The sequence below is a fragment of the Brochothrix sp. genome (genome assembly GCF_017549435.1).
Classification (GTDB): Bacteria; Bacillota; Bacilli; order Lactobacillales; family Listeriaceae; genus Brochothrix; species Brochothrix thermosphacta.
This window is the reverse complement of the sequence record NZ_JAFYUW010000004.1, coordinates 1-10887: the sequence shown is the minus strand read 5'-3', so window position 1 is coordinate 10887 and position 10887 is coordinate 1. Positions and strand designations below refer to the sequence as shown.

9 protein-coding genes and 1 pseudogene are annotated in these 10887 nt (G+C 35.7%); 1 reads left to right on the top strand and 9 read right to left on the bottom strand.

Features of this window, described 5'->3' with window-relative positions; translation table 11 throughout:
• Window positions 1-1213 (top strand): LysM peptidoglycan-binding domain-containing protein (locus tag IKV95_RS00205; protein ID WP_287451278.1); only part of this gene is annotated, 1213 nt, incomplete at its 5' end.
• Between the two features lie 185 nt (window positions 1214-1398).
• Here the strand turns inward: IKV95_RS00205 and rapZ are convergent.
• The 9 genes and pseudogenes from rapZ to IKV95_RS00160 all read right to left on the bottom strand — a co-directional run.
• Window positions 1399-2280 (bottom strand): RNase adapter RapZ, encoded by an 882-nt coding sequence (gene rapZ, locus IKV95_RS00200; protein WP_029092152.1) that lies wholly within the window; start codon window positions 2278-2280, stop codon window positions 1399-1401.
• Window positions 2281-2297: 17 nt separating this feature from the next.
• Window positions 2298-4028, bottom strand: coding sequence for a phospho-sugar mutase (locus tag IKV95_RS00195; protein WP_029092153.1), 1731 nt, complete (start codon window positions 4026-4028; stop codon window positions 2298-2300).
• A 29-nt stretch (window positions 4029-4057) separates the two neighbouring features.
• Entirely contained in the window at window positions 4058-5023 is a 966-nt protein-coding gene (locus IKV95_RS00190; RefSeq protein WP_069120269.1) for a glycosyltransferase, read from the bottom strand.
• Window positions 5024-5107: 84 nt separating this feature from the next.
• Window positions 5108-6241, bottom strand: coding sequence for a CDP-glycerol glycerophosphotransferase family protein (locus tag IKV95_RS00185; protein ID WP_287451277.1), 1134 nt, complete (start codon window positions 6239-6241; stop codon window positions 5108-5110).
• 57 nt (window positions 6242-6298) lie between these two features.
• Complete coding sequence (gene tagH, locus IKV95_RS00180) at window positions 6299-7903, bottom strand: teichoic acids export ABC transporter ATP-binding subunit TagH (protein ID WP_287451276.1); 1605 nt, start codon at window positions 7901-7903, stop codon at window positions 6299-6301.
• An 18-nt stretch (window positions 7904-7921) separates the two neighbouring features.
• Complete coding sequence (locus tag IKV95_RS00175) at window positions 7922-8728, bottom strand: ABC transporter permease (RefSeq protein ID WP_029092156.1); 807 nt, start codon at window positions 8726-8728, stop codon at window positions 7922-7924.
• 138 nt (window positions 8729-8866) lie between these two features.
• Entirely contained in the window at window positions 8867-9388 is a 522-nt protein-coding gene (locus IKV95_RS00170) for a type 1 glutamine amidotransferase domain-containing protein (RefSeq protein WP_029092157.1), read from the bottom strand.
• A 130-nt stretch (window positions 9389-9518) separates the two neighbouring features.
• The gene (locus IKV95_RS00165; RefSeq protein WP_036027591.1) at window positions 9519-10706 is read right to left on the bottom strand and encodes a phosphoglycerate dehydrogenase; all 1188 of its coding nucleotides are present in this window, start codon (window positions 10704-10706) and stop codon (window positions 9519-9521) included.
• Window positions 10699-10887 (bottom strand): annotated as a pseudogene (locus IKV95_RS00160) (hypothetical protein); the annotation flags it as partial. The gene IKV95_RS00165 and the pseudogene IKV95_RS00160, both read right to left, overlap by 8 nt.

Sequence of the window (10887 nt, the reverse complement as noted above, 5' to 3'; positions counted from 1 at the left end):
GCAGGCTCAAGCACCGCAAACTCAAGCACCACAAACTCAAGCACCACAAACTCAAGCACCACAAACTCAAGCACCACAAACTCAAGCACCACAAACTCAAGCACCACAAACTCAAGCACCACAAACTCAAGCACCGCAAACATTTAAACCTACTACTACAATCCCTTCAGGACATACTGCTGATTTTGCTAAAGCAATGGCTGTCGCTGCTCAAAAAGCACCGAGTAAAGGACAACTCTTTACCAGTGTATTAATTGCACAAGCAATTTTAGAGTCGGGATCAGGTTCTTCTGGTTTATCGGCAAATTATAATAACTATTTTGGTATTAAAGGCTCATATCAAGGTCAAACAGTTGTACTTCAAACACAAGAATATGTGGGTTCTAAATTAATTACTATCAATGATGGTTTTAAAGTTTATCCAAGTCCTACTGAATCAATTGAAGATTATTATGGATTGTTTACTAAATCTGCTTGGTCGCAAAATCATTATTCAGCTTTTATCAACGCTAAAAATTACAAAGATGCAGCGAATGCTTTAACTGGTAAATATGCCACTGATATTAATTATGGTGCAAAACTAATCAATCTGATTGAAGTGTATAACTTACAACAATATGATACCGATGTTGCCCTCTCTTCTGATACTAAAATGGTCACTTATACAGTTAAGGCTGGTGATACACTAAAAGGTATTGCAACAAAATACAAAACGTCATATGAAAAAATTGCAGAAAACAATCATCTTAAAACGCCATTTATTATATATCCTAATAATAAGTTGAAAATTGAAGTTGAAAAAACAGCTGCTGAAAAGGCTGCTGATCAGAAAGTAACGGATAATGTTCCAAATAATACAACAAATACACCTGCTGCTAGCAATGCAACTGCTAACTACAAAGTGAAACAAGGTGATACATTAAGCAGCATTGCCTATGCAAATGGAACAACATACGATAAAATTGCGACGCTTAATAAAATAGCTGCTCCTTATACAATATTCGCTGGACAAACAGTTAAGTTGCCGTCTTCAAAAGTAGTTACTCCTGTTAAAAAACCTGCGACAAATGCTAAAAGTTATACTGTGAAATCAGGCGATACGTTGACTAAAATTGCTGCACAACACGGCACAACGTGGTCCGAATTACAAGTGATCAATAAGCTCGCATCACCGAACAAACTATCTATTGGACAAAAAATCACTTTAAAATAGTCATTATCTAAGCAGCTATACTCTTTTGTGTAGTTGTTTTTTTATTTATCCTAAAAAAAGCAAAACAGCTATTCTAAATTTTTTTCATAATATCCGAAATAAGATCAATAAAAAAAGTAGCAGTTCCCTAATGGGACTGCTACTTTTTATGTTTTTTACAAGCTTAAATCTATAACTTATTGATGCTATCCTCTTACATGCTTTTCAACATCACGGTGTGTCAATGATGTCTGATAATCATCACGTAGTTGTTCATCAATGTAACGCGCTAATGACACTGAACGATGTTGACCACCTGTACAACCAATTGCAATCAATAACTGCGTTTTACCTTCTCGTTTATAGCTCGGAAGAACGAAACGCAATAAATCTAAGAGCTTAATTAAAAACTCTTCAGTATCTGGCCATTTCATAACATAATCATACACTTCCTGATCTAGACCTGTTAATTCACGCATCGTTTCATCGTAAAATGGATTGGGTAAAAATCGCACATCAAACACTAAATCAGCATCAATCGGTATTCCATACTTAAAGCCAAATGATGTCACATTGACATGAAAAACATCTTCAGGGTTTGTCAAAAAACGTTGCATCAATTGTTCACGCAATTGCTTTGGTTTAAAATTAGTTGTATCGATAACAACTTGTGAGATGCTTTTAAGATACTGTAACAGCTCACGTTCGCGCTTTATACCTGAATAGGTGGATTCACCTGCAGAAAGCGGATGAGAGCGTCTTGTCTCTTTATAACGGGTTACAAGTACTTCATCGTCTGCATCAAGGAACAACACTGTCAAATCTAAACCTGCTTGTTTAATTAACTTTGTGATATAAACATCAATCGATCCAAAAAAATCTTGTGAGCGTAAATCCATTACGACAGCGATTTTTTCTTTACCCGATTCATGCATCAATTCCCAAAATTTTGGTAACAATAATGGTGGTAAATTATCTACACAAAAATACCCGATATCTTCCAAAGACTGAACTGCAACAGATTTCCCTGCTCCAGACATACCTGTAACAATTACAAGCTCTACTTTGTTTGTTTCATTCATTGGCATTCATCCTTATTGTTGAGTTATTTTGCAAGACTAGAAACTGCTTCTTTAATCATTTCTAATTTCTGTTGTGATGCTTCTGCTGTTTTATCCGTGATACAGTAATAAAATTTAATCTTTGGTTCAGTCCCAGAAGGCCTTACACAGAACCATGAACCATCTTCAAAATGAAACTTCAAAACATTTGCACTCGGTAAGTCAATGTCAGTTTCTGTATTTGTGCTGTTATTATAACGCTTTTGCACGGAAAAATCTTCTAATTTACTAATTGTTAGTCCTGCTATGCTTTTTGGCGGTGTTTCACGTAATGATGACATAATACGTGCACTTTCAGCTAATCCTTCTCGACCTGATAATGTAAGCGACACCACTTCATCTGTGTAATAGCCAAACTGGTCGTATAAACCATTCAACACTTGTAATACAGACAAACCTTGCTTCTTATAAGCTAGTGTTAACTCAGCGAATGCAAGTCCAGCCTGTAATGCATCTTTATCACGTGTAAATGGTTTTAACATATAGCCATTACTTTCTTCATAACCGAATTGATAAACGTATGATTTATCTGATTGCCATTGTGCAATTTTTTCACCGATATATTTGAATCCAGTTAAAACATCAAACATTTTAACGTCAAAATGCTCTGCTATTTTACCACCTAAATCGCTTGTTACAATAGATTTAATAACAGCACCATTGTCAGGAAGTAAACCAGATTTTTTTCTCTCAGATAGCGTATAATATAAAATCAATGCGCCGATTTGGTTTCCTGACAGCACTTGGAACGCACCCGTTTCATCCGGTACAGCAACACCTAAACGGTCAGCATCTGGATCAGTAGCAAGCAGAACATCTGCTTCATTATCTTCCCCTAAACGAGCTGCAAACTTAAACGCATCCGCATTTTCAGGATTGGGTGATTTTACTGTAGAGAATTCTGGATCGGGTTTCATTTGCTTAGATACGTAATCAACATTAGTAAAACCAGCAATTTCAAATACTGTTGGCATTAAAACGCCACCAGTTCCATGAAGTGGTGTATATACAATCGAAACATCGCCACCATTTTTACGAATAAGCGAATCGTTAACTACAACCGATTCTAAATCACAAAGATATGGTTTATCAACAATAGTACTAATCACTTCAATCTTGCCTTTTTCAATTGCATCTTCAGTATCTATTTTTTTAATTTCTAATTCATGTGATTCTAATTTCACTAACTCTTCAACAATTGTTGCAACTGCCTCGGGAGTCATTTGGGCACCATCCTCACCATAGACCTTGAAGCCATTATAATCTGATGGGTTATGACTGGCAGTAATCATGATACCATTAAACGTTTTCAAATAACGAATCGCATATGATAGCTCTGGTGTTGGGCGTAAACTCTCAAATACGTAAGCTTTAATATCATGCATTGCAAGAACACTTGCTGCTACATAAGCAAACTCTTGTGATAAATAACGGGGGTCATAAGCAATAACAACGCCACGTTTAGAAGCAGCTTTTCCTTGAGTAGCAATATAGCGTGCTAACCCTTCAGTCACCCATCTCACTGTATACTCATTTAAGCGATTTGTTCCCACACCCAATAAGCCACGCATCCCTGCTGTTCCAAATTCGATATATTTATAAAAACGATCTTCAAGTGCTTCCTTATCTGCTTTTATAGCATCTAATTCAGCGCGATTAGTTTCATCTAATTCTTGAAATTCATCCCAATTATGGTATTGTTTTTTCCAACTCATGTATGGTGCCTCCTAATTTATAATTACTATTAGATTTTAGTATTTCCATCACTAATATTATACACTTTTTCCTCATTATAAGTATCTATAAAATATAATGGGCGTTTTTTTGTTTCGTTAAATATACGACCCAAATATTCACCTATAACTCCGAGGCTAATTAATTGGATACCACCAAGGAATAAAATAACCATCATCAATGAAGGATACCCTGAAACATCAGGTCCAAACATCAATGTTCTGATTAAAATAATTATCATATAAATAAACGCTATAAAAGATACAAAAAAACCGGCAATTGTCGAAATGCGTAATGGCACAATCGTAAATGATGTAAAACCTTCGATTGCTAAATTAATTAAATTGAAATAATTCCATTTTGTTTTTCCTGCTATTCGTGGTTGACGATCAAATAAAATTTCTTTTTTCTTAAAACCAATCCAACTAAAAAGACCTTTCGTATAACGCTGTGTTTCTCTAATTGTTTTTAGAGCATCAATACAGCGACGGTCTAATAGACGAAAATCACCTGTATCACGTTGCAAAGGAATACGCGTTGTTTTTTGAAGCATTGCATAGTAGCGTTTTGAAGTTATGCGTTTCATCCATGATTCGCCCTTACGTGTACGACGTTTTGCATAAACATCATCGTAACCTTCTTCCCACCATTTTAACATTTCAATGATTAACTCCGGTGGGTCTTGCAAATCTGCGTCCAAAATAACAAGTGCATCACCTTCAGCATAATCAATACCAGCCATCATGGCCGTTTCTTTGCCATAATTACGTGAAAGTGCCAGTGTTTTAATGCGCTGATCTTTTTGACGCATCTGTTCTAAAATGAATAACGTTGCATCTGAACTCCCATCATCAACAAACAAAAAATCAAATAGATAGTCTCCACATAACGCTGATACACGATCGAGCTCTGCGTATAAAGCGGGAATTGCTTCTTCCTCGTTATAGGCTGGAATTAAAATTGTTACTTTCTTCATTGATTCACCTCAGTTTTGATAGTTATTATCTTTTTCATTGTAACAGTTTCAACTAAAAACACAATCGAATACAGCTATTTTACACTACTGTAGATAGTCCGCCAACTGTTTAACAGCATTGCCGGTGGTATAGGTGTTCCATGTTTTGTTGTAGCCTTCATAATCAGCTTTGTAAGGCACATTTTTTAGTTCTTCACTCAGTAATTGAGAGGTTGCTATAATCGGGCCTGGTAGCATTGTTCGCCAGGTCTGTTGTAACCCTTGCTGCAGTTCATACTCTTTCTCATCATAACAAAAGAATAACATTTTTTTAACCGTAGGTAATAATGATATCTCAAACGGAATAGAAGAATAATCACTAATCAATACATCAATCGCAGGATAAAAATCCGTCAAAGCTGTTGTATTTGGTACTATTTTAATAAAATCATCATCTGTCAATAAATCTGAATCGTTCAATCGTGGGTGCCTTTTAATTAGCAACACACTATCTTCTGAATGTTCACGTCGCAATAACTCAACATCTAATTGCAATTCATTGCTAAGTTCAGCTGAACGGTAGGTAGGAGCATATACTATCACTTTTTTAGACTCACTAACATCAAATTTCCGGCGAATTTCTAAACGTTTTTGAGTCATTAATTTATTATCAAAAAAAACATCGGTTCGTGCAATCCCAAATGGTAAAAATTTCTTTCCTCTCGCTTCAAACGATTGTTCAAAGATAGCCTGCATTTTTTTTGAGCCCACAACATAACTATCAGTAAAATCATACACTTTTTTAAAGCGTTTTTTATCTGCCAGAGGTCTTATCCTATTTGATGCATCTTCGTATCCAAATTGTTTAATTGCACCATTAGCATGCCACACTTGAATCGTCTCAGATTTCTTATTTTTAGGTAATGCCCCCAGAACTGCAAAGTAATTATCAATCACTAACTTACGAGCAGACACTAAGGTTGGGATACAACTAAACATCGCTACACCATCACATTTTTTTCGTACAATTCGTGGGTCTAAATTTAAAAGCGATTGGCCCGCAGATCGTTCATACAAAAAGACAATCGAAGCAGTTGGATTACGCTGAATTAATTCGTTCGCAACAGGTACATTATTATCACCAAAAGAGGACAAGAAAACTATTTTATCACGTTTAGAGAAAACCTCAAGTCCTCTTGAAAATAAAAGCATTAACAACATGTATATTTTTTTCATCATGATTTACACCTCCTATATCAAAACTTAAAGACGACCTCGAGAGATCGTCTTTAGTTATTATTTTGGATGAATAGTAACTGTTTTTTTAGTCACGTAATATTGATAATCATTTCCTTCGAAGAAAAATGACTGTTCCTTTTCGTCATAAAGCGTTTGGCTTTTAGAAATATTTAAATCTTTCACAGTAATGGGTTGTGTACTTGCCATTTCCATTGAATTGATTTGACCTGAGTCATCATAATGATATTTCAAAGAACCTTCGTATAATGACACATATTTCTTTTTGGGGTGATCTAATGAGTTCATAGCATCCAAGACCTTGCTCTTATTCGAACCAAGATAAGCAGTAAAATATTCAAAGGAATCTGCTATACGGTTGTCTATTAACGGGATTAATTTTGATGTATCGACACTATCTTGCACTATACTATCAGATCTGTATTGATAGTTACCTTTTGTGGTGTAGAACTTGTCCTTAGCGATTGCTATTTCTACTGTCGATCCACTTTGGCGCAATACTTTAAGGTCTTCACCGATTGCAACTTTAGCATCCACTTTTTTCGTCAGTTTTTCATCAGAATAAAGCGGAACATTACTCTTGTTGAAACGAGCCTTTTCATCAACGTTCTCCCAAACCATTTTCTTTTCAGCCTGATTTTCCTGAGTTTCATTTTTTAATGATGGAATAATCAATGCTGCAACACTTTGATTTGTTGCAATTGAAAAACCAGTGACTAACATCACAATCATCAACCCAATAAGTATAAACGGCGTTAAAACACTGCCTTTTTTATCTATTTTGGCATACTTAGACTGATTTCGTACGCTACGCGAATCTGTATCACCACTTTTAATTACTTCTAACGGTAAATAAGGTTGTTTTTGTTTATTTTTACAATCTTGTTGATATTTTTTCTTTTCAGCTGCAGTTAAGCCATTAAACCACTTAACATACTCGTCATATGCTTTGGCTACTTCAGCAGAAGGACCATCCATTTTTAATTCACCATAGTGCATCCAAATAATACGGTCACATAATTTTTGAACTTGCGCTAAAGAATGCGACACAAAGAAAATTGTTTTCCCTTGTGCTTTAAATTCCATAATCTTATCCACACATTTTTGATAAAATGTTTTATCCCCAACACTCAATGCCTCATCTATTACAAGTACATCCGGATCGATATGAACTGCAATAGCAAAACCCAAACGAGATTTCATACCACTTGAATAGCTTTTAACTGGCTGATGGATAAAATCGCCTAAATCAGAAAACTCAATGATTTCTGGCATAAGTTCATTAATTTTTTTCATGCTATAACCAAGCATTAAACATTTCATACGAATATTTTCAAGTCCTGTCAAAGGACCTTTAAGACCTGCACCGATTGCAATCATCGACACTTCACCATTGACTTTTAATTCACCTTTAGTGAGTGGCGCTATACCTGCAATAATACTTGACACTGTAGACTTACCAGAGCCATTTACCCCGATTAAACCCACTGTTTCGCCTTCATGAACATCAAAAGAAACATGACGCAATGCCCAAAACTCTTGTGGTTTTTTATTTTTATTAAAGATTGCCTTAATACGATCTGATTTATTTTTGTACAAATCATACTGTTTTGATACATCTTTGACTGAAACTTTAACTGTCATAATGAATAATCCTCTCTCTTAAACATAGTCAACAAAGCTCTCTTTAAACTTGTTGTGAAGTACACTACCTGCAACCAAGAAAAAGAGCGTGAACGCCCAAAAATATATTGTCAATGCTGGGCTTTCCCAGAACCACGCACGTGAAAGAAAAGCATCACGGAATCCTTCAACTATGTATAGAATTGGATTCAAACTGAAATAATGACGAATTGATTCTGGCATCTCAGCTATATTCCAAATAGTTCCTGAGACATAAAATAAGAGTCGCATGACTGATTGAATAACAAACTGCATATCTCTAAATAAGACTGTTATTGTCGAAGTAAATAACGTTACAGCATATAAGAAAACAATCATACAAATAAAATAATAAATATATTGTGCCCACATCAATGTTGGTGTCACACCTTGTGATGCTAATAAGATTAATGAGACAACTAACATTACTAAATACACCGAAAAGCCTGAAGCGATATTGATTGATGGTAAAATATTAAGTGGAAATTTCATCTTGCTTACAAGATTTACTTTATTTACGATTGCTTTACTGCCTCGTGTGATTGATTGATTAATAAACATCCATGTTGTCATACCAACAACCATCCATACAAAGAACGGCACACCGTCTGTAGCTGTGCGAGTTCCTCGTAAACCTACACCAAAGATTAGATAATACGTACCTATTTGAATTAATGGATTTAGAATTTGCCATAACAAACCTAAATAATGACTTTGATAGTCTGCTCGTTCTTCATAACGTGCAATTCGCAGAATCATACTCAAATGTTTTAATTGATCTTTTACAATACTAACTGCATCTTTCAAACAAATACACTTCTTTCTCTCGTTTTAATAATTCAAGTGATAACACTCAAATTTTACACTTATGTATCTTACCACAGTTACTTTTAATTTGGGAACTATATCCTATTAAATTTGTGGTAAATAAGTCAAAAACGTTTTTTATTTTGCTATAACTTTGATGAATTCTCTCATATAATCAGGTAAATCTGGCGGTCTACGGCTTGACACAATATGACCATCTACTACTACTGCTTCGTCGTGCCAAATTGCTCCTGCATTCGTCATATCATCTTTAATCCCCGGCGTGCTTGTAACATTCACACCTTTGAGAATATCTGCTGAAATTAGTACCCATCCTGCATGGCAAATTTGCCCGATTGGTTTTTTAGCATCATTAAATTCACGCGTAATACGTAACACATCATCAAAACGACGTAATTTATCAGGTGACCAACCGCCTGGAACTAATAATGCATCGTAATCTTCCGTATTAATTTCAGAAAAAGTCGCATCGGAAACAGCAGGAACACCGTATTTACCAATATATTCATGTGACTTTTCTTCAGCTATTAAATGAACAATCGCACCTTCTTCTCTTAGACGAAGTATCGGGTACCATAATTCTAAATCTTCAAAATCAGTACTGACAAATGATAGTATTTTTTTCCCTTTAAGTAACACTTTCTATCAACCCCTTATAATTTTATCTCTCTTGAATTATATCATATTCTTAGTTTAATAGCCCCTAACAACATAAAAGGAACCACCTATGTACGGCAGTTCCAAACTGAAAATTACTTTTTTCGTATAATTAATAATCACCTTTAATAATACGAACTCGAATGATTCCTTCTATTTGCTCTAACGCTTGTTTTAGCTTCTCATGATTGATGGTACTTGTCACATTATCTAAATCAATCAGTGTGTATGCAATTTTATTACGGCTACGATTAATCATATCACCAATATTCAGTTGATTTTCTGCAATTTTAGTAGTAAATTGCCCAACCATATTTGGCACATTGTGATGAGCAATCGCGATTCTCGTTAAACCACGGTAAGGAAGTTCTACACGTGGGAAGTTAACAGAATTACGAACGTTACCTGTCTCTAGAAAATGGGCTAATTCTTTTGCTGCCATCACGGCACAGTTTTCTTCCGCTTCTATTGTTGAAGCGCCTAAATGTGGTAAAATCCGCACGCCTTCTTGACCAAATAGTTTTTCGTCTGCAAAATCAGCAACATAGTTTTTTAATTTTCCGCTATTCAATGCATCAACAATTGCTTCTGTGTCAACAAGTTCGCCACGGGCAAAATTTAATAACACAGCCCCTTCTTTGATATCTTGTAGGCTTACTTTATTTATCATTGCTTTTGTTGATTCTAATAATGGCACATGAATCGTAATATAATCACTAATTTCAAGCAATTGTTTTAATTCATCCACACGCTCAACTTCACGCGAAACTTGCCAAGCCGCTTCAACAGATACATAGGGATCATAGATAACAACATCCATCCCTAATGCTACAGCATCGTTAGCGATAATACGGCCAATGTGCCCTAAACCAACGATACCTAATGTTTTCCCGTGAATTTCAGTGCCTACAAATTTCTTTTTACCTTTTTCAACATTCTCTGCTAGGTTTGTCTTAGGCAACTGTTTCACCCAATTTGCACCTTCAATCATCGGTCGAGCAATTGTGAGCAAATTCGCAATCACGAGCTCTTTCACAGCGTTTGCGTTGGCTCCAGGCGTATTCATCACAACGACGCCTGCATCACTACAAGCTTCAACAGGAATGTTATTCACACCTGCGCCCGCTCTCGCTATTGCTAATAACGACTCTGGTAAATCTTGCTGATTCATGTCGTAACTACGCAATAAAACCGCATCAACATTACCGCTACCATTGAGGTAATACTTCTCAGGATCAAGTTTTTTTAGGCCTTTAACAGCTATCTCATTGTATGTCTTAACGTTATAAGTATTAGGCATTATTTACATCCCCCGTCACCGTATTGGCTACTGCAAATTTATTCATAAAGGCTATCAGTGCTTCAACACCTTCAATCGGCATTGCATTATAAACACTTGCTCGCATTCCACCTACTACACGGTGCCCTTCAAGATTTGTTAAACCCGATGCTTCCGCAGCAATGACGAATTCTTCATCCAT

Excerpts from the sequence above, each read along its gene's own strand:
- rapZ (WP_029092152.1), bottom strand. The coding sequence starts at position 2,280 with ATGCCAATGAATGAAACAAACAAAGTAGAGCTTGTAATTGTTACAGGT.
- IKV95_RS00195 (WP_029092153.1), bottom strand. The coding sequence starts at position 4,028 with ATGAGTTGGAAAAAACAATACCATAATTGGGATGAATTTCAAGAATTA.
- IKV95_RS00190 (WP_069120269.1), bottom strand. The coding sequence starts at position 5,023 with ATGAAGAAAGTAACAATTTTAATTCCAGCCTATAACGAGGAAGAAGCA.
- IKV95_RS00185 (WP_287451277.1), bottom strand. The coding sequence starts at position 6,241 with ATGATGAAAAAAATATACATGTTGTTAATGCTTTTATTTTCAAGAGGA.
- tagH (WP_287451276.1), bottom strand. The coding sequence starts at position 7,903 with ATGACAGTTAAAGTTTCAGTCAAAGATGTATCAAAACAGTATGATTTG.
- IKV95_RS00165 (WP_036027591.1), bottom strand. The coding sequence starts at position 10,706 with ATGCCTAATACTTATAACGTTAAGACATACAATGAGATAGCTGTTAAA.